This window comes from Streptomyces sp. NPDC026500, assembly GCF_055567635.1.
Window position 1 is genome coordinate 16,087 of record NZ_JBVHQB010000024.1, and the last position, 20,570, is coordinate 36,656.

Genomic DNA, 20,570 nt, shown 5'->3' on the forward strand with positions numbered 1-20,570 from the left:
ACGGTGCCCGGGGCCCTCGCCCTTGCTTCCGGCCCTCGTCGTGGCCGTGGGTTTCCCGGCCGCCGCCGTCCTGGGTTCCGCCGGCTGCGGGCCGTCGAGCCGCTCGGCGCCGGCTGACCCCTCGCCGGCACAAGTCGGGCGTCATCGCGGCCGGTCGCGAGGGCTTCCGCCGCGCGTCAGGCGTACGCGGGCCGGTCGAGCGCATCGAGGGCGCTGACGGGCCGGACGCTGCCGACCACCGCGCCGCCGCCCAGGAGGGGCGCGCCCGCGAACTCGGCGAGGGCGGCCGGGTCGACCCCGGCCCGGGCCAGGGCCGCGGCGGCCACCGGGACGCGCGCCCGGTCGGCGCCGTCGGCGATCTTCACGGCGACGGCGCGGCCGTCGGGCAGCGCCGCGACCTGCACGCCCTCGAAACCGTCCTTGGCGAGCAGCCCAGGCACCGCCCGCATCAGAGCGGCGACGTCACGCCCGGACCCGGAGGCCATCTCGGCGTGCTCGCGCATCGCGTCGGCCACCCGGGCCTCGGGGGTGCCCGGCGCGGCGGTGGCGATCCGGACGGCGGCGCGGGCCAGGCCGTGCAGCGAGACGGAGAACAGCGGCGCGCCGCAGCCGTCGACGGTGACCTGGGCGACGGCCTGTCCGGTGAGGTCCTCGACGGTGTCCGCGATCGCCCGCTGGAGCGGGTGGGCCGGGTCGAGGTAGTCGTCGAGCGACCAGTCGTTGAGGCGGGCGGTGTACAGCATGGCCGCGTGCTTGCCGGAGCAGTTCTGGGCGAGCCGCGAGGGCAGCCGGCCGTCGCGTATCCAGGTCTCCCGGACGACCGGGTCGAAGGGCAGGTCGGGGATGTTGCGCAGCCGCTCCTCGGACAGCCCGGCCGTCTCCAGGATGCGCCGGGTGCCCAGGAGATGCCGTTCCTCGCCGGAGTGGCTGGCCGCGGTGAGCGCGAGCAGCTCGCCGTCCAGCGGGAGCCCGGCGCGCAGCATCGCCACGGCCTGTACGGGCTTGAGTGCCGAGCGCGGGTAGAAGGCCGCCTCGATGTCGCCGATCCGGAGTTCCACGGCGCCGTCGGCGCCCAGGACGACGACCGAACCGTAGTGGATGCCCTCTATCACGCCGCCGCGTACGAGGTGGGCGACGGGCGCGTGCAGGGGTTCGCGGATCACGGGGGCCGCCGCGGCGAGCGGACTGCCGTACGTCAGGGTCGGGTTCACGCGTCGGGTCCGCCTTTCGTGGAGGTGTCCGTGCGCTCGGGGCGCACGATGGAGGTGAGTGCGGTGTCCACCCGTTCGAGGTGATGGGCCATGGCCTCGACCGCGTCCTGTTCACTGCCGTCGACGAGTGCTTCGACGATCGCCCGGTGTTCCCGGTTCGACTGCTCGCGGCGGCCGCCGAGGTCGTTCAGGAAGGCCGACTGACGGGCCAGCGCATCCCGGATCTCCTCGATGACGCGGCGGAAGACGGGGTTCTGGGAGGCCTCGGCGATGGCGATGTGGAAGATCGTGTCCATGGCGACCCACGCCGTGGTGTCGGTCTCCCGCTCCATCCGGTCGAGCAGATGGGCGAGGTGGTCGAGGTTCTCCGGGGTGCGGCGGACGGCCGCGTAGCCGGCGACGGGGATCTCGACATGGCGCCTCACTTCGAGCAGGTCACCGGCCGCGTAGTCGCCGAAGGTGGGGTCCTGGACCGCGTCGGCGACCACGAAGGTGCCCTTGCCGGTGCGGGACATGGTCAGGCCCATCACCTGGAGGGCCCGCAGCGCCTCGCGCAGCACCGGGCGGCTGACCTCCAGACGGCGGCAGAGCTCCGCCTCGGAGGGGAGCTTGTCGCCGACGGCGTAGTCGCCTCGCTCGATGGCTTCGCGGAGGTGGGTGAGCACCGCTTCCATGGCGCTGACACGCCGCGGCACCGCCCCACCTGTCTGGCTGTCTGACAGGTTCACAGGCGCGATACTCCGGGCGGCCGAAGGGGATGTCAAGCGAGGTGCGAGGAAGAACACAGAGGAAGAACACAGAGGAAGAACACAGGGGCGCGAAGCCTGGAGATCGGCTTCGCGCCCCTGTGAGCGGCTTGTTCACGCCCTGGGACCGGCTCGCACCGTCGCCCTGGGCTGTCGGCTGTCAGCTGTCGATGATGCCCGCGCCCAGCAGCCCGAAGAGCAGCACGCCGATGATGATGCGGTAGATCACGAAGGCGTTGAAGGAGTGCTTGGCGACGAACTTCAGCAGCCAGGCGATCGAGGCGTAGGCGACGACGAACGACACGACGGTGCCGACGATCAGCGGAGCGGCGCCCACTCCGGTGCCCAGGGCGTCCTTCAGCTCGTACAGGCCCGCGCCGGTGAGGGCCGGGATGCCGAGGAAGAAGGAGAGCCGGGTGGCGGCGACGCGGTCCAGGTCGAGGATGAGGCCCGTCGACATGGTGGCGCCGGAGCGCGAGAAGCCGGGGAAGAGCAGGGCGAGGATCTGGGAGCTGCCGACCAGCATCGCGTCCTTGAACGAGACGTCGTCCTCACCGCGCTTGTGGCGGCCCATCTGGTCGGCCGCCCACATCACGGCACTGCCCGCGATCAACGAGCCCGCAACCACCCACAGGGAGGCCAGCGGACCCTCGATGAGCGGCTTGGCCGCGAGACCCACGGCCACGATCGGGATCGTCGCGTAGATGACCCACCAGGCGAACTTGTAGTCGTGGTTGTGCCGCTCGTCCTTGTTGCGCAGCCCGCGTCCCCAGGCGGAGACGATCCGCACGATGTCCTTGAAGAAGTACACGAGCACGGCGGCGATCGCGCCGACCTGGATGACCGCGGAGAAGCCGACGACGGCGTCGTCGTCGACGGGGATGTTCATCAGTCCCTCGGTGATCTTGAGGTGACCGGTCGAGGACACGGGAAGGAATTCGGTCACCCCCTCGACGACTCCGAGGACGACGGCCTGACCGACGTTGATGACGCTCATGGGATCCAGTTCTGAGGAGTTGGTCGACAGTGCTGTAGACGGTGCAGGAGACAGTGTTACCTATGCGCGCGGACGCCCGTCATCTACGTCCACAAAGCTTGCGCAAACGAGACCCCGGCGAACGCCGCGCCGAGGCCCGCCGTCACGCTCACGATCACGTTGGCGGCAGCGTAGAACCCCGCACCGGTCTCGGTCAGCCGCAGGGTCTCGTACGAGAACGTCGAGTACGTGGTCAGCGCCCCGCACAGACCGGTCCCGATCAGCAGTTGCAGGTGTTCGGACACCTGACCGGCCGAGGCGGCGCCGGTCAGCAGACCGAGAACCAGGCACCCTGTCACGTTCACGACGAGGGTGCCCCAGGGGAAGACCGTATCGTGCTTCAGCTGTACCGCCCGGTCGGTGAGGTACCGCAGGGGTGCGCCGACCGCGGCACCGACGATCACCAGCAGCCAGTTCACAACGACTTCTCACCCTTCCCCCGCAGGTCGCCGCCGCCGGCGTCGGAGGAGCCCTCCGGGATGCCGCCCCGTCCCACGTGGCGGACGACCTCGCAGTCGTCGAGGATCACCAGCCCCTCGGTGACGAGTTCGTCGAGCTGCGGCAGGAAGGCCCGCACGCGCTCCTCGGTGTCCACGATGATCACGGCCACCGGAAGGTCCTCGCTCAGCGAGAGCAGCCGCGAGGTGTGGATGAGGGTGGAAGCACCGAAACCCTCGATGCCCCGGAAGACGCTGGCGCCCGCGAGGCCCGCCGCGTGGGCGCGGTGCACGATCTCCGCGTAGAGCGGCTTGCGGTGCCAGGTGTCGTTCTCGCCGATGAAGATCGTCACCCGCAGGGCGCTGCCTGTCAGTCTTGTCATCGCCGCCTCCATGCCAGGGCGCGGCGGGTCGCCGTCACTGCGAGCCACACCGCCGCGAGCGCCGCGCACAGGGTCGCGGCGAGATAGCCGAGCCCGGTGCCCGGGTGGCCCGTGCCGATCAGTTTCCGGATCTCGACGGCATACGTCGAGAAGGTGGTGAAGCCGCCGAGAACTCCGGTGCCGAAGAAGGGACGCACCAGGCGGTGCGCCCTCCACGCGTCGGTGATCAGCACCATGAAGACGCCGATCACGAAGCAGCCCACGACATTGACCGTGAACGTGGTCCAGGGGAAGGCGCCGTCCGGTGTGGGCCACAGCTGCGCCGCTCCGTAGCGGGCCGTGGCGCCGATGGCCCCGCCGAGGGCGACCACCGCGACGACCGGGCCCTGGCCGTGCCAGGGGGAAGCCGCCCGCGTGGGCGAGCGCACGGGCGTGCCGGATTCGCCGACGCGCTCAGGGTGCGGGACTGTCATCTGTCTGCTGCTCCTACTCGCCGGGCCGGTGCGGGCACACGGCATCGCAAGCAGGGACCGTTGGCGGCATCCGTGCCGCGGTTCGGGTACGGCGGGCCCCACCGCCGCGCCGCGACGCAAGATCGCGGCCGGTGAACAGGGTAACGCCGGGGGCTCGGGCCGCGCACACCCGGGCCGCCCCTCGAAAGGCCTCGCGCGGCGGCTCAGTCGGAGGCGCCGGGCAGATCACAGACCGCGAGGCCCCGCTCCCAGATGCTTCCGAGGATCAGCCGGCCGTCGGCCTCACAGGCGCTGGTGACCATGCGGAACCGCGCACGGCGGCTTTCCAGGTGATGCACGACACCGCCCGCGTCGTCGACCGCGAGGACGCCCGTGGTGCCGGGCGGACGGAAGGGAGCGTGCACGGCGAGCCGTGCCGCGGTGCGCCGAACGGCCGGGCCCCGGCGGTGCAGGAGTTCCAGGACACCGACGCGGGGGCCCGCCAGTGCCACCCAGATCGGGCCGTCGGGGGCGCGCCAGAGATTGTCCGGCTGGCCCGGGAGGTCGTCGACGAAGGTCTCGGCGTGGCCCGCCCGCGGCCCGGTGAGCCAGTAGCGGACGAGACGCCACGCGCCGGTCTCCGCGACGACGAGGAACGACTCGTCGGCCGAGGAGGCGAGGCCGTTGGCGAACTGCAGCCCCTCCAGGAGCACTTCGGGTTCCGTCTCCCCCGGCGCGAGGCGCAGCAGGCAGCCGGATCCGGTGTGTTCGACGAGATCGCCGATCCACTGCTTCAGGGGGTAACTCCGGCTGGAGACGGTGAAGTACACCGTGCCGTCCGAGAGGGCGACCACGTTGCTGCAGAAGCGCAGCGGGACCCCGGCCAGCCGGTCGGCGAGGACGTGGACAACCCCGTCGTCCAGTCCGATCCGCAGCAGCCCTCGCTCGGCGTCGCACACCAACAGGGCCTTGTCCGGCAGGAGTTCGAGGCCCAGTGGTCTGCCACCCGTCTCGGCGACGACCCGGACGCCGGTACGGTCGGGGTCGCCGAGCCCGTCGACGCGTACGATGCGGCCGTCCTCCAGACCGGTCAGCACCCCGCCCCGGGAGTCGGCCACCACGTCCTCGGGGCCGCGGCCGCCGAGCGGCAGGACGTTCCGGGGTACCAGCGCGGTCGGCCCCACCGCCGCGGTCCGTTGTCCCACGCGCTTACCAGCCCTTCTCGAAGTAGTGGCTGACCTCGGCGATACGGTACTCGTCGCGGCGGTAGTAGGTCCGCCGCCCCACCTTCTTGGCGCGCAGCAGTCCGACGCCGGTGAGGAGGTCGAGATGGGTGCGCGCCACGGCCCGGCTCACACCGAGTTTGACGGCGAGTGCCTCGGGGCTGACGCCGTCCTCGACGAGGTCGCCGCGGCGCTGCGGCGGGAAGTGCACCGCGGGGTTCCGCAACCACTCCAGGATGTCCAGTCGTTGCCCGTTGACGGGCCCCTTCAGCATCTCGTCCCCCTCCGTCGCGGCGGTCTCCCGCTACTGTCCCGCAGCCCGGGGCGGCACGCACGGCCTTCCACGAGCCTGGCCGGAGCCCAACGGCTCCGGAAGGGCACGGGGCCCGGCCGCACCGGCGGACGGGCCCCTCCGCGCTCAGCGGTGACTGAACAGGGACATGGCCGGAAGCGCCTTGTCGTCGAAGCCGAACAGGGCCTGGTTCTCCCATCCGTTGCCGGAGGTCGCGTCGGTCGGGTCCCAGCCGTTGCCGGTGACCGCCGTCCAGGTGGCCTCCCAGTAGAAGACGCCGAGACCGCGGCCGTTCGGCACGGCCTCCACGATGTTCATGACGTCCCGCAGCCAGTTGGACTGCCCGGTGGTCGTGGCCGCGTAGCCGGAGACCAGGTCGGCGGTCGTGTCGATCTGGTTGGTGAGCGCGTCGTCGCTGTCCAGACGGAAGGGGTAGGCCGTCTCGGCGACGAAGACCGGCTTGCTGTAGCGGGCGGCCGCGTCGTCCAGGGTGGTCTGGAAGTCGTAGAGCGAGCCGTGCCAATAGCCGTAGTAGGACAGGCCGATGGCGTCGAACTTCACGCCGTTGGTGAGGGCGGTGTCGAACCACCAGCGGGTGCCGGTGAGATCGCCGCCCTTGGCGAGGTGCAGGGCCACGACGGTGGAGGAGCTGACTGCCTTGGCGGCGTCGTAGCCGGAGTTGAGCAGTCCGGCGAGCTGCGCGAAGTTGTCCGTGGAGCCCTCGGACCAGAGCATGCCGCCGTTGATCTCGTTGCCGATCTGCACCATGTCGGCCGTGGTGCCCTGTGCCTTCAGGGCGTTCAGGACGTCGTACGTGTGGTTGTAGACGTCCGTCTTCAGCTGGCTGTACGAGTGTCCGGCCCAGGCGGCCGGCTTGGTCTGGGTGCCGGGGTCGGCCCAGGTGTCCGAGTAGTGGAAGTCGACCAGGAGTTTCATGCCCTGCGCCTTGATGCGCTTGGCCATCGCGAGGACCCGGGCCTTGTTGTTGTAGCCGTCGGCCGGGTTCACCCAGACCTTCAGGCGCGCGTAGTTCATCCCCGAGGACTTGAGGATGGCGAGGGCGTCGCCGGTGGTTCCGGAGCTGGTCTTGTAGACCCCGCCGTAGGCCTCGCTCTTGGCCAGCGAGGAGATGTCGGAGCCCTTGACGGACAGTCCGGTGGTGCCGGAGGTGAAGGTCAGGTCGTCGACGTTGATCCAGTTTCCGGCGTTGGCGTCGGAGTAGACGCTGATCGTGCACTGGTTGCTCGTCACGGCGACGGGCACGACCAGGTGGATCCACCCGCTCGCGGAGACCGGCAGATCAGTGCGCTGCTCGGTGCCGCCGCAGTTCTTCAGCCCGAGGTAGGCGGAGTTCTGTCCGCCGCCCGAGCGCACCCACGCGGTGAGTTTGTAGTTCCCGTTGGTCAGCCCGGAGAGGTACTGGTAGGTCTCCACCTTGTAGGCCGAGGCGGAGTAGTGGCTGAGGCGGTAACTCCCGCCGTGGCCACCGGCCTCGACGTACGAGGCGCCGGTGGTGCCGGACTCCGACCAGCCGCTGGGCACGGCGGCGCCAGCCCCGTCGGCCTCGAATCCGGCGTTGGTCAGGGTGCTCGCCGCGTGCGCGGTCTGCGCGGGGAGGGCGGTGAGGGCGAGCCCGGCCGCGAGCGGCAGCAACAGTGCCCTGAGCGTGCGTCTGGGATGGAACATCATCGTCCGTCGTCCCTTCGACGTGGTGGGGAGAGGGTGCCCCCGGTGGATCCGGGGGTGGCCCCCTCCGCCCGCGGCTTCATGGCTCACACGGGCGGAGGGGAGTCGGATCGCCGCCGAGTCCCTTGACTCGGACGGCTGTTGGACTGACCGGCGGGTTACGGAACCCGTCCGGGTGGGGCGGTCGCCGGGTTGTGACCCGGATGGGGGTCGCCCGCGTTGCGCTGGACTCGCCTGGACTGGCGACCGACGCTGTCGGTGCCGCCGCCGTATCAGCAGACCCGACGGCACGTTCGCTCTGCCGGGTCGACGGACGGACCCGGCGGCACGTTCGATCTGCCGGGTCTACAGACCCGGCGGCAGGTGGTGCGGTCGGCTTGGTCACCGACCCGGGCGGCGGGGTGTGCGGCCGGGTCGATCAAGTCCCTAACCCGCAGGCCGGTTGATGGTCCGGGCCGCGCACATCGACCCCCGCGCGGTCGTCGCCCGGCCGACCGGCAGCCCGGTCAGCCGGCGGCCCGGGTCAGCGGTCGAGGCGTACGACCCGCACGGTGCCCGCCGGGACCGCGAGGTGGCCCGCGGCGCGTTCGCCGGTCAGGAGCTCGGTGCCGTGCGCGTCCAGCGGCACCTTGGCGTCCGACGAGGTGTGGTTGACGGCGAAGACGTAGGTGCCCGACTCGCCGCTACGGCGCACCACTTCGACATCGCGAGGCAGATCGGCGCGCGGCGCGATGCGCGCGTCGTCGGCCACCCAGCCGATCAGTGCGTCCAGCCCCTCGGCCGCGAGGCGCGTCGACACGTACCAGGCCGAGCCGGCGCCGCTCCGGTGCCGGGTGACCGCCGGGTGGCCGGCGGTGAGCCCGTCGGCGTACGTCCAGACGGTCTCGGCGCCGCGCGGCACCACGAACTCGGTCCACACGTCGCCGGTGAGTTCGGAGCCGTCGGGCCCGGTGATCCGGACCAGCTCGCCCTGCAGCAGCGGGGAGAACTCCTCGACGGTCAGGCCGAGTACGTCCCGCAGGGCGCCGGGGTGGGGGCCCTCGTGCACGGCGTCGTGCTCGTCGACGATGCCCGAGAAGTACGAGACGAGCAGTGTGCCGCCGGCGTCGACGTACTCCCTGAGGTTGTTCCCCGCGGCCTCGGTCATCAGATAGAGGGCGGGTACGACGACAAGGGGATAGGCCGACAAGTCGGCTTCCGGGTGGGCGAAGTCGACCGTGAGGTGGCGGTCGTAGAGGGCTTCGTAGAAGGCGTCGGCGCGCTCGCGTGCGTCGTGGTCCTCGCTGGGGCGCCACTGGAGGTTCTGGGCCCACCAGGACTGCCAGTCCCACAGGACGGCCACGTCGGCGACCGTGCGGGTGCCCTTGACGGAGGCCAACGAGTCGATGGAGGCGCCGAGTTCGACGACCTCGCGCCACACCCGCGAGTCGGTGCCGGCGTGCGGCAGCATCGAGGAGTGGAACTTCTCGGCGCCGCGCCGGGACTGCCGCCACTGGAAGAACAGGGCGCCCTCGGATCCGCGCGCCACGTGGGAGAGGGAGTTGCGGGCCATCTGTCCGGGCGCCTTGGCAGGGTTGCGGGGCTGCCAGTTGACGCCCGAGGTGGAGTGTTCGAGGAGCAGCCAGGGAGCGCCGCCCGCGACCGATCGGGTGAGGTCGGCGGCCATCGCGAGGTTCACATGGGTACGGCGGCCGTCGGTCATCAGGTAGTGGTCGTTGGTGACGAGGTCGACCTCGCGGCCCCAGGCCCAGTAGTCGACCGAGTCGCACTGGCTGAGGGCGGTCATGAAGTTGGTGGTCACCGGGATGCCGGGCGCGAGGCGGTGCAGGATGTCGCGCTCGGCCACGAAGTTCTCGCGCATGGTCGCGTCGGCGAACCGCCTGTAGTCCAGCGCCTGCGCCGGATTGCCGACGGTCGGGGTCACGCGCGGCGGGTCGACCTGGTCGAAGCCGGCGTAGCGCTGGCCCCAGAAGGCGGTCCCCCAGGCCTCGTTGAGCTCGTCGATGGTGCCGTAGGTGCTGGTCAGCCACCGGCGGAAGTGCGCGGCGCAGGAATCGCAGTAGCAGGCCGAGACAGGGACGCCGTACTCGTTGTGGACGTGCCACAGGGCGAGTGCGGGGTGGTCGGCGTACCGGGTCGCGAGCCGGGTTGTGATGGAGGCCGCGGCGGTGCGGTAGTCGGTGTTGCTGTGGCAGATGGCGCCGCGTGATCCGAAGGCGTAGCGGGTGCCGTCGGCGGCCACGGGGAGCGCCTCGGGGTATTCGCGGTAGAACCAGGCGGGCGGCGCGACGGTCGGGGTGCCCAGGTCCGCGCGTATGCCGTTCTCGTGCAGCAGGTCGAGCAGGCGGTCGAGCCAGCCGAACTCGTAGGCGCCCGGAACCGGTTCGAGGAGCGCCCACGAGAAGATCCCGACGCTCACCATCGTGACGCCCGCCTCGCGCATCAGCCGGACGTCCTCGGGCCAGACGCTTTCCGGCCATTGCTCGGGGTTGTAGTCCCCACCGAAGGCGAGCCCGGTGAGGCCCTTGGGGTTGGTCTCCGGCATGGATCTCTCCCATGTAATCGATCATTTGGGAACGTGCACACACAGCGCCAGCGGCGTGAGTCCAACATAACCGCACAGCAACAACCATTGACAAGTGTCCGGGATGTTTCTCTACTGTGAACGCTCACAGAAGCACCGCGAGTGTGCCGAAGGGAGCGCTCCGGTGTCGAGAGGCGACTTTGTGAAGGCCCGATGGGCCGAGAACACGGTCGCGTTCCCGGTGCCGGGCGGCGCGCCACGAAGGCGAACCGCGCAAGAACAGGGCAGGCCTCCGCAACAGGCGGAGGCCCAGGTCAGGGGAGAACGTTCCATGCCCATCACGAAGCACAACCGCCTCGTGGCCAGCACCATCGCCGTCGTCCTCGGCGCCACCTCGCTCGCCGCCTGCGGCTCGTCGGACGACGACAAGAGCGCATCCCAGTCCGGACCCGCGACACTGACGTTCTGGACCTGGGCGCCGGGCATGGACAAGGTCGTCGACCTCTGGAACAAGGGGCCGGGGAAGAAGCAGCAGATCACCGTCGAGGTGAAGAAGCAGGCCTCGGGCGACACGCTCATCACCAAGATCCTCACCGCGCACAAGGCGAAGAAGGCACCGGACCTGGTCCAGGCCGAGTACCAGGCGCTGCCGACGCTGGTCAGCAATGACGCGCTCGCCGACATAGCCGCCGAGTCGAAGGAGGCCAGGACCAAGTTCGCCGACGGCGTCTGGCAGCAGACGACGCTGGGCACGGACGCGGTCTACGCGATCCCGCAGGACATCGGCCCGATGATGTTCTACTACCGCACGGACCTGTTCAAGAAGTACGGCCTGACGGTGCCGACGACCTGGGAGCAGTTCGCCGAGACCGCCCGCGCGCTGAAGAAGAAGGCGCCGGACAAGGCTCTGACCACCTTCTCCGCCAACGACTCCGGCCAGTTCGCCGGTCTGGCCCAGCAGGCGGGCGCCAAGTGGTGGACCTCCTCCGGCGACAAGTGGAAGGTCGGCATCGACGACGCGGCCACCCAAAAGGTCGCCGACTTCTGGGGCGGTCTCGTCAAGGAGGGCGCGATCGACAACCAGCCGATGTACCAGCCGGCCTGGAACAAGGCGCTGAACACGGGCAAGGAGATCGCCTGGGTCAGCGCGGTGTGGGCGCCGGGCACACTGACCACGGCGGCCCCGGACACCAAGGGCAAGTGGGCGATGGCCCCGCTGCCGCAGTGGTCGGCCGGTGAGAACGTCACCGGCAGCTGGGGCGGCTCCTCGACGGCCGTCACCACGGACTCCCCGCACAAGGCGGCCGCCGCGAAGTTCGCCGCCTGGCTGAACACGGACCCGCAGGCGGTGGCCGCGCTGGCCAAGGAGAGCGGCATCTACCCGGCGTCCACGAGCGCACAGACCAGTGACGCGTTCGCGCAGCCGCCGGCCTTCTTCTCCAACCAGCCGGACTTCTACACCAAGGCGTCGGAGATCGCCAAGAGCACCGCCCCGTCCGCGTGGGGCCCGAACGTGAACGTCGCCTACACGTCCTTCAACGACGCCTTCGGCGCGGCCGCCAAGAACAAGTCGGACTTCGGTGCCGCCCTGAAGACGATGCAGGACGCCACCGTCGCGGACCTCAAGAAGCAGGGCTTCGGGGTCGCTCAGTGACCTCCGCACGCCGGAAGCCGTACGGGGTCAAGGGGGCCCCGTACGGTTTTCTCCTCCCCGCGACGATCCTCTTCGTCCTCTTCTTCGCGCTGCCCATCGGCTACGCGCTCTGGCTGAGCCTGCACAAGGTCCAGGTCAAGGGCCTCGGTCTGGGCGCCGGTGCCCGCAAGGAAGTCTGGGCGGGCCTCAGGAACTACACCGACGCGCTGACCGACAGCGAACTGGTCGACGGCGCGCTGCGCGTGGCGGGCTACGGCGCCATCGTGGTGCCGGTGATGCTCGGCCTCGCGCTGCTCTTCGCGCTGATGCTCGACGCGGAGAAGGTGCGTCTCGCCCCCTTCACCCGGCTCGCGATCTTCCTGCCGTACGCCATCCCCGGCGTCGTGGCCGCCCTGCTGTGGGGCTTCCTCTACCTCCCGGACGTCAGCCCCTTCTACTTCGTCCTCGACAGGCTGGGCCTGCCGCAGCCCAACCTGCTGGACGGCGGCCCGCTGTTCCTCGCGCTGTCGAACATCGCGGTCTGGGGCGGCACCGGCTTCAACATGATCGTGATCTACACCTCGCTCCAGGCCATCCCGGCCGAGGTGCTCGAGGCGGCGAAGCTGGACGGCGCCACCCCGCTGCAGACCGCCCTGCGGATCAAGATCCCGATGGTGGCGCCCTCCCTGGTGCTCACCTTCTTCTTCTCGATCATCGCCACGCTCCAGGTCTTCAGCGAGCCGACCACCCTCAAACCCCTCACCAACTCCGTCTCCACGACCTGGAGTCCGCTGATGAAGGTCTACCGGGACGCGTTCAACACCGGTGACATCTACGCGGCCGCCGCCGAGGCCGTGATCATCGCCGTGGTCACGCTGGTGCTGTCCTTCGGTTTCCTGCGCGCCGCGAACTCCCGTACCAAGCAGGAGGAAGCACGATGAGTTCTCTTGCCGTCCGCAAGGCCGCGCCGGCCGCCGGCACGACGCCCGGCACCGCCCAGGGACCGCCACTGCGCGGCCGGATCGCCCTGGTCCCCACCCTCACGCTGCTGCTCGGCGCGCTCTACTGTCTGCTGCCCGTCGCCTGGGTGGTGATCGCGGCCACCAAGTCGGGGCGCGAGCTGTTCTCGACGTTCACCTTCCTGCCGGGCACCGGATTCACGCAGAACATCAAGGAACTCGGCGCCTACCGCGACGGCATCTACTGGAAGTGGATGGGCAACTCCGCGCTCTACGCCGGGCTCGGCGCCCTGGTGTCGACGGCCGTCTCGGCGGTCAGCGGCTACGCCCTCGCGATCTACCGCTTCCGGGGCCGCGAGACCATCTTCAGTGTCCTGATGGCGGGCGTGCTGATGCCGCCGGTGATACTCGCGATCCCGCAGTACCTGCTCCTCGCCAAGGCGGACCTGACGGATTCGTACGCCTCGGTGCTCCTGCCCCTGGTCCTCTCGCCGTACGGCGTGTACCTCGCCCGGATCTACGCCTCCGCCGCCGTCCCCGGTGACGTGGTCGAGGCCGGGCGGATGGACGGCGCCGGCGAGTGGCGGATCTTCACGCGGGTCGCGCTGCCCATGATGGTGCCCGGCCTGGTGACGGTGTTCCTGTTCCAGTTCGTGGCCGTGTGGAACAACTTCCTGCTCCCCTACATCATGCTCAGCGACGACGAGAAGTTCCCGATCACGCTCGGCCTGTTCACCCTCCTCGAACAGGGCTCCAACACTCCGGCCCTGTACACCCTGGTGATCACGGGCGCCCTGCTCGCGATCATTCCGCTGGTCGCGCTGTTCCTGGTCATCCAGCGCTTCTGGAGCCTCGACCTGCTGTCCGGAGCCGTAAAGTCATGACCATGAGCAATACGGGGGGCCGTCGCAAACCGCCGACGATCCACGACGTCGCGCGCGAGGCCGGTGTCTCACGAGGCACCGTGTCCCGCGTACTCAACGGCGGGCACTATGTGAGCCCCAGCTCGGCGGAGGCGGTCAACGCCGCCATCCGCAGGACGGGCTACGTCGTGAACCGGCACGCCCGTTCGCTGATCACCGGACGGTCCGACTCGGTCGGCTTCCTGCTGACCGAGCCCCAGGAGCGGTTCTTCGAGGACCCGAACTTCAATGTCCTGCTGCGCGGCTGCACCCAGGCGCTCGCCGCGCACGACGTCCCTCTCCTGCTGATGCTCGCCGGCACCCAGGACGAGCGGCGGCGCATCACCCGGTACATCACGGCGGGCCATGTCGACGGCGTGCTGCTGGTCTCCAGTCACTCCGGCGATCCGGTCGCCGAGGAACTGCGCGAGGCGGGTGTGCCGCTCGTCGCGTGCGGCAAACCCATCGGCCTCGGTTCCAAGGTGAGTTACGTGGCCGCCGACGACCGGGACGGCGCCCGGGACATGGTCACGCACCTGCTCTCGCTCGGCCGGCGCCGGATCGGTATGGTCACCGGCCCGCTGGACACCCCCGGCGGTGTCGAGCGCCTCGCGGGCTACCGGGAGGTGCTCGCCGAGGCGGGCGTCGAGGCCGACGACCGTCTCATCGCCTCCGGCGACTACAGCCGCGCCAGCGGTGAGGCGGGCGCCGAACAACTCCTGGACCGCGCCCCGGACATGGACGCCGTGTTCGTCGCCTCCGACCTGATGGCCCAGGGTGTGCTGGCCGCGCTGCGCAAGGCCGGCCGCCGGGTCCCGGAGGATGTGTCGGTCGGCGGCTTCGACGACTCCCCGGCCGCCACGGCCGCGACCCCGGCCCTCACCACCATCCGCCAGCCCTGGGACCGCATCAGTTCCGAGATGGTCCGGGTGCTCCTCGCCCAGATCGGCGGCGAGGACCCGGCGGCGGTGATCCTGCCGACGGAACTGGTGCGCCGCGAGTCCACCTGAGGGCCGCACCGCGGCACGCCGGGGCGCGCCCGAGTGGCCGCCCCGGGCCTGGGCCTGCCCCGGAAACGCAACGGCCCCGGGACCGGATCTCCCCCGGGGCCCGGGGCCGCTCCCGGGAGGTCCGGCGAGCCGGTCAGGATTCGAGAAGCCATACGCGCCTCCCCCGGCTTAGCGTGAAAGGACCGTCGGAACGCCGGCGGCACGACAGCCGGCCGACACGGCCGCCGCGCACCACGGAGGAGTCGAGATGACCGCCGGAGTCAAGACCATCATCTACCCCGTCAAGGACATCGCGAAGGCAAAGGCCCTGTTCACCGCGCTGCTGGGAGTGGAGCCGTACGTGGACGAGCCGTACTACGTCGGTTACAAGGACGCGGGCCAGGATGTCGGCCTCGACCCGAACGGGCACGCCAAGGGGTTGGTCGGGCCGGTCCCCTTCTGGCACGTCGACGACATCAAGGAGTCTCTGTCGGCCCTGCTCGGCGCCGGCGCCGAGACGCTGCAGGAAATCCAGGACGTGGGAAACGGCAGGCTGGTCGCGTCGGTGAAGGACGCGGAAGGCAACCAGGTCGGGCTGATCCAGGACCCCACCACCTGACAGGAACGGGCTGCCGGAAGCAGGCGCACGGCCACCGGACTCGGCCCATGGTGACGGGATGCGGGCGATCGGCGACTGAATGCAGGCACACTAGTTGCACACTCAATTAGTGGCCGGATCTCTGTTACCGTTCAGTTATGGCAATGAAGACGCCAGATGCCCGGCTGGAGGACCAGTGGCGGGACATCCTCTCGGTGCACGCGCGCACGATGTGCGAGATCGACCGCGCGTTGCATCCGCACGGCCTCGGGGCCAGTGACTTCGAGGTCCTGGACATCCTCGCCTCGGAAACCGCCACGGAGCCCGGCGAGCAGTGCCGGGTGCAGAACATCGCGGGCCGGGTCCATCTGAGCCAGAGCGCGCTGTCCCGGCTCATCGGCCGACTGGAGAAGGACGGCCTGGTGGAACGCACCGTCTGCCAGGAGGACCGCCGCGGAGTGTGGGTCGCCCTCACCCGGAAGGGCCGCGACCTGCACGCCGAGGTGCTCCCCCTGCAGCGGTCCGTGCTGGCCCGCATGCTGCACGACTGACCTCCTCGGCGGCTCTCCTCCACCGCCCTCCGCTGCACCCCTCCCCTACAGCACGAACTCCGCTCCGTCCGGCAGGATTTCGGCGCCGGCCCCGGTCACCGACGCGCGGGCCTCCGTGGCCGGGTCGAGCAGCGGGTTCGTACTGTCGAGGTGCGTGTAGACCACGCGCGGACCAGGGTGCCGGGCCAGTGCGGCCAGACTGCCGTCCGCGCCGGAGACCGGAAGACGGCCCGGACGGTGCTCCTTGGCCGTGCGCCCGTGGGGTGTCCGCACCGCCGGGTCCGTCACCTCGGCCGCGTAGCAGGTGCCGTCGAGCAGGACGCAGGTCGCCCCGGTGACCAGGTCGTCCAGCGCGGGCGTCCATTCCCCCAGGCAGGGCGCGTAGACGAGCACACCCCCGCTGGCCAGGTCCTCGATCCGGTACGCCGTCGCCCAGCGGTCGTCGTCGTCCGCCCCGGCGATGTGCCGGGGGGCCCTGGAACCGACCGCGTGGGCGCTGACGACCAGTCCACCGGCCAGGACGAATCCGCCCTCGGTCAGACTGTCCGCCCATTCCCACGGGGTGTAGCGGTCGAGCAGGGTGCGCAGCGGGGAGAGCGCTGCGAGGACCGGGGGCGCGGCGTAGACCTTCAGGCCCGGGGCACCGCGCAGCATGGTGAGTCCCGTGACGTGATCGGCGTCGGCGTCCGTCAGCAGGACCCCGCGCACGGGCGTGCCCCTGGGCCCGGGTCCGGGCGCGAGCGCGGGGGTGGCGTTCAGCTGTGTACGGACGTCGGGCGAGGCGTTGAGGAGCCACCAGTCGCGGGAGTTGCCGCTGACGGCGACGCACTCCTGAGTACGTGCGGGCAGTTTTCCGTCGCGGGCGGCCGAGCACAGCGCGCAGGCACAGTTCCACTGAGGGAAGCCGCCGTCGGCGGCGGTACCCAGCAGGACGACTCTCAAGGGAACCCCACTCCTCCGCGGCGGACTTTCAGGGATCTTCCCCTTCAGGACGGGCCGGGCCACTCCACGGCGAGGAGCAATTCCGGACGTCCTTCGCCCGCGCGCCGGCCCGACGGACCCCGGGGAGGGACCGTGGGCGGGGCCCGCGTCGCGCGACCCTCAGCCTTACGGCCGCACCAGCAGTGTGCGTACGCCCTCGGAGGTGAGGGTCAGGCCGTGCGGTGAAGCGGCGTCGATCGTGAGGGCCAGATCGCCGGACGGCCACTGGGAGGCGAGCGCGCCGAGCGGTACGAGCCGATAACGCGAGACGGTGGGGAGGAGCTCGGCCAGCTCCAGCTCGGAGGTGAACACCGGAACCACCTGTCCGCCGTCGGGCTGGTCCAGGACGGGCAGCGCGACGGCATGGGGGTCGGCGATGTCCGCGTCGGTGGCGTCGTCCGGCACGGGCACCAGTACGTCGCTGCCGGCGAGCGTGTCCAGGGCCGCGCTGTCGTCGGTGTTCTCGGCGAGGGTGTCCAGGGCCTCCTGGGCGGGTGTCACCGCGGGTGCGGCGGGGTGGTGGTTGTTCAAGGGCGTGTCCATGGCGGGTCCCCGGGTAGTGGAGGGCGGGCGGCCACCCGGGCCGGTCTCGCTCCCGGGCGTATCGACGGTCGCGTACCCAACGCTCACCACGCCATTCATCCTGGCTCCCATCGGGTGCGGAAGCAGCGATCACGGTGTCCCGCTCGGGCGGTTTGCGCCCGGCGTGATCACGGCGATCGCCGCTCCTGTCACCCGCGGGCCGCCTATTTGAGGTAGGGCCCGTCGGTTCCGATCTTGCCGGGACCGTTCAGCACGTACACCCGAAGGTCTCCCTTTCCGGGCGCGGCCACCGACAGCGTGCCGCCGGAGACGGTCTTCACGTCACCGGTGACGGCGTCCGTGTAGGTGCCGTTCGGGATACCGGTGAAGGTCGCTTCGCCGGTGACCGTGACGAGGGCGAAGCTGTCGGTCGAGCCACTGGTGTAGCGGCGCTTGAAGGCCATCGAGCCGGTGATGCCGTCCGTCGAGTACTGGCCCGACTGCAGGGCCGGGATCGCCCGGCGGATCTGGTTGAGCCGCTGAAGGTGCTTGACCAGCGGCTGTGCGAGGGTCGTCGCGACCTCGCCGCTCGCGGAGTCGGCCTTGCCGAAGTCGGAGGCCGTGACGCTGCCCGCGAGATGGTCGCCGTAGTACGCGCGCCCGGTGGTCGCCAGCGGGCAGGTCGGCCCGCAGTCGATCTGCTTGCCCTTCTGGAACTCGATCTCCGAGCCGTAGTACAGCGTGGGAATGCCGCGGAAGGTCCACATCAGCGCCATGTTCTCGGCCCAGGCGTCGGTGCCGCCGCTGTAGCGGGTGCTCGACTTGTTCGGGCCGTAGTCGTGACTGTCGACGTAGACGACGTTGTACGTGGCGTCGTTGACGGAGTCGTCGGAGTCCTTGCCGTTGTTGTACGCGTTCTGCGCGTCACCGAAGTTCATGTGCATGCGCATGTCGATGATGTTCATCCCGGAGAACTGGCTGCGGTCCGGTGTGTGGTAGCTGTTCCCGCTCAGGAAGGCGTTGGTGGAGGTGGGCTGGTTGCCGGTGCCGAGCTGCTCCTCGTAGTTGTACTGCTCGATGGCGGCCGTCTCGTCGTCCGCGCTGTACTCCTTGCGTTCCTTCCAGGTGTAGAACTGGGCGGAGTGGTTGACCGAGCCGCGGTTCCACTTGTCGTTGACGAAGGCGCCCACCTCGCCGAACACGAAGAAGTTCTTCGCGGCGTCCGTGCCGAAGCGCTGGGTGACCCGGTCGTAGATGGCGGGCAGGAAACGCCGGTTCCAGGTGACGCGCGGAATGTGGACGGCGGTGTCCACACGGAATCCGTCGACACCCATGTCGATGTACTTGTCGTACGCGCCGATCAAGTAGTTCTGGACGGTGGCGTTCTCGGTGTTGAAGTCGGCGAGGTCCTCGTGCAGCCAGCACGAACGGGAGTCCTCGCCCTCCCAGTTGCCGATCCAGCACTGGTGGTAGTACGCCTTCGGGAACATGCCCGAAGTGGGGCTGGGCCACTGGCAGTTGTACAGGGTGTAGCCTTCGGCGCTCTTGCCTCCGGTGGGCTTGCCCCAGTTGAGGCAGGTATTGCCGGAGGGTTCGGCGGTCGACCACAGGTCGCCGTTGTAGTACGACTTCCCCGACTTGGGCTCGACGGTCAGACCGTCGTACTCGAAGCCCTCGTTCTTCTCGTCGTAGTACCAGCTCCACTGGGAGTCGCGCACGCCGTATACGGTCGGCGTGAACAGGCCCTTCGCTCCCCAGCGGGAGCTGTGGTTGTAGACCACGTCCTGGTAGATCTTCATACCCTTGGCGTGGGCCGCGTTGATCAGGTCCTGGTAGGAGGCTCCGGCCGACTCCAGGCGGGGGTCGACCTTGTAGAAGTCGTAGCCGTGATAGCCGTGGTAGTCGTAGTCGGAGCGGTTGAGGACGACCGGGGTGATCCAGACGGCCGAGAATCCGAGCGCCTTGATGTAGTCGAGTTTGTCGACGAGACCCTTGAAGTCGCCGCGGAACATGGGGTCGTTGTTGGCCGCGTTGCCCGACTTGACGTCCTGGCTGCCGCCGCGGTTGTTGGTGCTGTCGCCGTCGTAGAAGCGTGCGGTGAGGACGAAGTAGATCGGGTCCTTGCGCGGGTCGGTGCCGAGCGGCGTCCCCGAGGCCGGCGCGGGAGCCTTCTCGCCGGTCGTGACGGGAGCGGCGGAGGAGGCGGGCGAGGTGTTTCCGGCCGCGTCGACGGCCTTCACCGTGTAGGTGTAGGTGGTCTTCTCCTCAAGTCCCGTGTCGGAGTACACCGTCGAGCCGACGTCGGTGACGACGGTTCCCGACGTGCCGCCCGTGCACGTGAGCTGATACTTCGTCACGGCGGTGTCGTCGGTCGCCGGGTTCCAGCTCACCACGACCGAGGTATCGGTGGCGGTCGCCGTGACCCCGGTGGGCGTGGTCGGCGCCTGGGTGTCGGGCACCTCGGCGGCGCACGGGTCCGTGGCGCCCGTGGTGACCGTCCGGTCCTTCACGGTCGTGGTGCCGGACGCGATCGCGTAATCGGCGCCGTTGTTGTTGTCCCAGACGCCGTTGCCGTTGTTGAAGGCCGCCTTGAGCGAGGTCGCCGTACCGATGTCGAGGGTCTTCTTCCACCAGCCGGTGCAGGCGGTCTCCATGCCGACGCCGGGGACCGTCGTCCAGGAGGCGCCGGTGGGCGCGTAGTGGATGTTGGCGGTGGTCCAGCCGGACGTGGCGGTCGAGTAGTAGACGGTGGCCTGGTTGCCGCTGCCCGTGCCGGTGTCGGCGCACGGGTCGCTGTGTGCGATCACACCGTCCTTGACGGTGATGGTGCCGGTGCCCAAGGCGTAGTTGTTGCCGCCGTTGTTGTCCCAGGTGCCGCTTCCGTTGTTGAAGGTGGCCTGCAGCCCGGCAGCCGAGCCGAGGTCGACGGTCTCCTTCACCCAGTCCGTGCAGGCCGCCTCCATCCGCACGCCGGGCACGGTGGTCCAGGAGCCGCCGTCCGGGGCGTAGTGCAGGTACGTGGTGGGCCAGTTCTTCGTCTTCGTGTAGTAGAAGACGGTCGCCGTGGCGGACGTGGCGGCCGTGCTCTCCATGGGGACGGAGCCCGCGTCCGGCGGGGTCAGACCGAACAGTCCGGTCACCGCGACGAGCGCCACCAGCGGTCTCAGCGGCGGGCGTTGGGGTCTGCGTCTCATGGGGCGTCTCCAATGCGGGTCCGGGGAGAGGGAGTTGCCTTGCAAGGAGAACCGGCAAGTTCCTGAAAGCCCTTGCGGCCCGGAAGCTACAGGTACATGACAGCGACGTAAAGGGATGTCACAACGACCGCAACGCGAGGTGAAAACAGAGGAGTGGTGGTAGCCGTGGCCCCACCGGGACCCACCCGCGCCGTCCGGACGTGCCCCGTGGAAGATGGATCAGCCGCTCACGACGGCCGAGGGGCGTGATG

At 70.0% G+C, this 20,570-nt stretch carries 19 protein-coding genes; 6 read left to right on the top strand and 13 right to left on the bottom strand.

What is annotated here, in order from left to right:
* Positions 1–176: 176 nt before the first annotated feature.
* From ACZ4N5_RS33850 to ACZ4N5_RS33895, 10 genes are all read right to left on the bottom strand, one after another.
* Positions 177–1,211 (bottom strand): asparaginase, encoded by a 1,035-nt coding sequence (locus tag ACZ4N5_RS33850; protein ID WP_467760851.1) that lies wholly within the window; start codon positions 1,209–1,211, stop codon positions 177–179.
* Positions 1,208–1,885, bottom strand: a complete 678-nt coding sequence (locus ACZ4N5_RS33855; protein WP_467760945.1) for a FadR/GntR family transcriptional regulator — start codon at positions 1,883–1,885, stop codon at positions 1,208–1,210. The genes ACZ4N5_RS33850 and ACZ4N5_RS33855 overlap by 4 nt, the downstream gene beginning before the upstream one ends.
* A 232-nt stretch (positions 1,886–2,117) precedes the next feature.
* Positions 2,118–2,954, bottom strand: coding sequence for an undecaprenyl-diphosphate phosphatase (locus ACZ4N5_RS33860; protein WP_261706428.1), 837 nt, complete (start codon positions 2,952–2,954; stop codon positions 2,118–2,120).
* An 83-nt stretch (positions 2,955–3,037) separates the two neighbouring features.
* Entirely contained in the window at positions 3,038–3,412 is a 375-nt protein-coding gene (gene crcB / locus ACZ4N5_RS33865) for a fluoride efflux transporter CrcB (protein ID WP_467760852.1), read from the bottom strand.
* The gene (locus tag ACZ4N5_RS33870) at positions 3,409–3,813 is read right to left on the bottom strand and encodes a DUF190 domain-containing protein (protein WP_467760853.1); all 405 of its coding nucleotides are present in this window, start codon (positions 3,811–3,813) and stop codon (positions 3,409–3,411) included. The genes crcB (ACZ4N5_RS33865) and ACZ4N5_RS33870 overlap by 4 nt, the downstream gene beginning before the upstream one ends.
* Complete coding sequence (crcB, locus tag ACZ4N5_RS33875) at positions 3,810–4,286, bottom strand: fluoride efflux transporter CrcB (protein WP_467760854.1); 477 nt, start codon at positions 4,284–4,286, stop codon at positions 3,810–3,812. Before crcB (ACZ4N5_RS33875) ends, ACZ4N5_RS33870 begins: the two co-directional genes overlap by 4 nt.
* A gap of 203 nt (positions 4,287–4,489) precedes the next feature.
* Positions 4,490–5,470 carry an SMP-30/gluconolactonase/LRE family protein gene (locus ACZ4N5_RS33880; protein WP_467760855.1) on the bottom strand — a complete coding sequence of 327 codons (981 nt, stop codon included), beginning with the start codon at positions 5,468–5,470 and terminating at the stop codon, positions 4,490–4,492.
* Positions 5,471–5,474: 4 nt separating this feature from the next.
* A complete protein-coding gene (locus tag ACZ4N5_RS33885) occupies positions 5,475–5,762 on the bottom strand; it encodes an ArsR/SmtB family transcription factor (RefSeq protein WP_467760856.1) in 288 nt (95 codons plus the stop codon).
* Positions 5,763–5,906: 144 nt separating this feature from the next.
* Positions 5,907–7,466 (bottom strand): glycoside hydrolase family 53 protein, encoded by a 1,560-nt coding sequence (locus ACZ4N5_RS33890; RefSeq protein WP_467760946.1) that lies wholly within the window; start codon positions 7,464–7,466, stop codon positions 5,907–5,909.
* Between the two features lie 523 nt (positions 7,467–7,989).
* Positions 7,990–10,011: a beta-galactosidase gene (locus ACZ4N5_RS33895; protein ID WP_467760857.1), complete on the bottom strand. Its 2,022-nt coding sequence runs from the start codon at positions 10,009–10,011 to the stop codon at positions 7,990–7,992.
* A gap of 310 nt (positions 10,012–10,321) precedes the next feature.
* Here ACZ4N5_RS33895 and ACZ4N5_RS33900 point away from each other — a divergent pair, with 310 nt between their 5' ends.
* The 6 genes from ACZ4N5_RS33900 (at position 10,322) to ACZ4N5_RS33925 (ending at position 15,622) form a co-directional block, all read left to right on the top strand.
* Positions 10,322–11,644, top strand: a complete 1,323-nt coding sequence (locus tag ACZ4N5_RS33900; RefSeq protein WP_467760858.1) for an ABC transporter substrate-binding protein — start codon at positions 10,322–10,324, stop codon at positions 11,642–11,644.
* On the top strand, positions 11,641–12,564 hold the full coding sequence (locus ACZ4N5_RS33905) for a carbohydrate ABC transporter permease (RefSeq protein ID WP_467760859.1): 924 nt from the start codon (positions 11,641–11,643) through the stop codon (positions 12,562–12,564). Before ACZ4N5_RS33900 ends, ACZ4N5_RS33905 begins: the two co-directional genes overlap by 4 nt.
* Positions 12,561–13,466, top strand: coding sequence for a carbohydrate ABC transporter permease (locus ACZ4N5_RS33910; protein ID WP_467760860.1), 906 nt, complete (start codon positions 12,561–12,563; stop codon positions 13,464–13,466). Before ACZ4N5_RS33905 ends, ACZ4N5_RS33910 begins: the two co-directional genes overlap by 4 nt.
* Positions 13,463–14,494: a LacI family DNA-binding transcriptional regulator gene (locus ACZ4N5_RS33915; protein ID WP_467760861.1), complete on the top strand. Its 1,032-nt coding sequence runs from the start codon at positions 13,463–13,465 to the stop codon at positions 14,492–14,494. The genes ACZ4N5_RS33910 and ACZ4N5_RS33915 overlap by 4 nt, the downstream gene beginning before the upstream one ends.
* 247 nt (positions 14,495–14,741) lie before the next feature.
* The gene (locus ACZ4N5_RS33920) at positions 14,742–15,092 is read left to right on the top strand and encodes a VOC family protein (RefSeq protein ID WP_467760862.1); all 351 of its coding nucleotides are present in this window, start codon (positions 14,742–14,744) and stop codon (positions 15,090–15,092) included.
* A gap of 137 nt (positions 15,093–15,229) precedes the next feature.
* Complete coding sequence (locus ACZ4N5_RS33925) at positions 15,230–15,622, top strand: MarR family winged helix-turn-helix transcriptional regulator (protein ID WP_467760863.1); 393 nt, start codon at positions 15,230–15,232, stop codon at positions 15,620–15,622.
* 45 nt (positions 15,623–15,667) lie between these two features.
* On the opposite strand, the gene pqqB is transcribed toward ACZ4N5_RS33925, so the two are convergent.
* The 3 genes from pqqB to ACZ4N5_RS33940 form a co-directional block, all read right to left on the bottom strand.
* Complete coding sequence (gene pqqB / locus ACZ4N5_RS33930; protein WP_467760864.1) at positions 15,668–16,564, bottom strand: pyrroloquinoline quinone biosynthesis protein PqqB; 897 nt, start codon at positions 16,562–16,564, stop codon at positions 15,668–15,670.
* A 165-nt stretch (positions 16,565–16,729) separates the two neighbouring features.
* Positions 16,730–17,146, bottom strand: a complete 417-nt coding sequence (locus tag ACZ4N5_RS33935) for an SseB family protein (protein ID WP_467760865.1) — start codon at positions 17,144–17,146, stop codon at positions 16,730–16,732.
* Positions 17,147–17,349: 203 nt separating this feature from the next.
* A complete protein-coding gene (locus ACZ4N5_RS33940) occupies positions 17,350–20,319 on the bottom strand; it encodes a carbohydrate binding domain-containing protein (protein WP_467760866.1) in 2,970 nt (989 codons plus the stop codon).
* Between the last annotated feature and the right edge of the window lie 251 nt (positions 20,320–20,570).

Excerpts from the sequence above, each read along its gene's own strand:
- ACZ4N5_RS33855 (WP_467760945.1), bottom strand. The coding sequence starts at position 1,885 with ATGGAAGCGGTGCTCACCCACCTCCGCGAAGCCATCGAGCGAGGCGAC.
- ACZ4N5_RS33860 (WP_261706428.1), bottom strand. The coding sequence starts at position 2,954 with ATGAGCGTCATCAACGTCGGTCAGGCCGTCGTCCTCGGAGTCGTCGAG.
- ACZ4N5_RS33870 (WP_467760853.1), bottom strand. The coding sequence starts at position 3,813 with ATGACAAGACTGACAGGCAGCGCCCTGCGGGTGACGATCTTCATCGGC.
- crcB (WP_467760854.1), bottom strand. The coding sequence starts at position 4,286 with ATGACAGTCCCGCACCCTGAGCGCGTCGGCGAATCCGGCACGCCCGTG.
- ACZ4N5_RS33885 (WP_467760856.1), bottom strand. The coding sequence starts at position 5,762 with ATGCTGAAGGGGCCCGTCAACGGGCAACGACTGGACATCCTGGAGTGG.
- ACZ4N5_RS33890 (WP_467760946.1), bottom strand. The coding sequence starts at position 7,466 with ATGTTCCATCCCAGACGCACGCTCAGGGCACTGTTGCTGCCGCTCGCG.
- ACZ4N5_RS33895 (WP_467760857.1), bottom strand. The coding sequence starts at position 10,011 with ATGCCGGAGACCAACCCCAAGGGCCTCACCGGGCTCGCCTTCGGTGGG.
- ACZ4N5_RS33900 (WP_467760858.1), top strand. The coding sequence starts at position 10,322 with ATGCCCATCACGAAGCACAACCGCCTCGTGGCCAGCACCATCGCCGTC.
- ACZ4N5_RS33910 (WP_467760860.1), top strand. The coding sequence starts at position 12,561 with ATGAGTTCTCTTGCCGTCCGCAAGGCCGCGCCGGCCGCCGGCACGACG.
- ACZ4N5_RS33915 (WP_467760861.1), top strand. The coding sequence starts at position 13,463 with ATGACCATGAGCAATACGGGGGGCCGTCGCAAACCGCCGACGATCCAC.
- ACZ4N5_RS33920 (WP_467760862.1), top strand. The coding sequence starts at position 14,742 with ATGACCGCCGGAGTCAAGACCATCATCTACCCCGTCAAGGACATCGCG.
- ACZ4N5_RS33925 (WP_467760863.1), top strand. The coding sequence starts at position 15,230 with ATGGCAATGAAGACGCCAGATGCCCGGCTGGAGGACCAGTGGCGGGAC.
- ACZ4N5_RS33935 (WP_467760865.1), bottom strand. The coding sequence starts at position 17,146 with ATGGACACGCCCTTGAACAACCACCACCCCGCCGCACCCGCGGTGACA.
- ACZ4N5_RS33940 (WP_467760866.1), bottom strand. The coding sequence starts at position 20,319 with ATGAGACGCAGACCCCAACGCCCGCCGCTGAGACCGCTGGTGGCGCTC.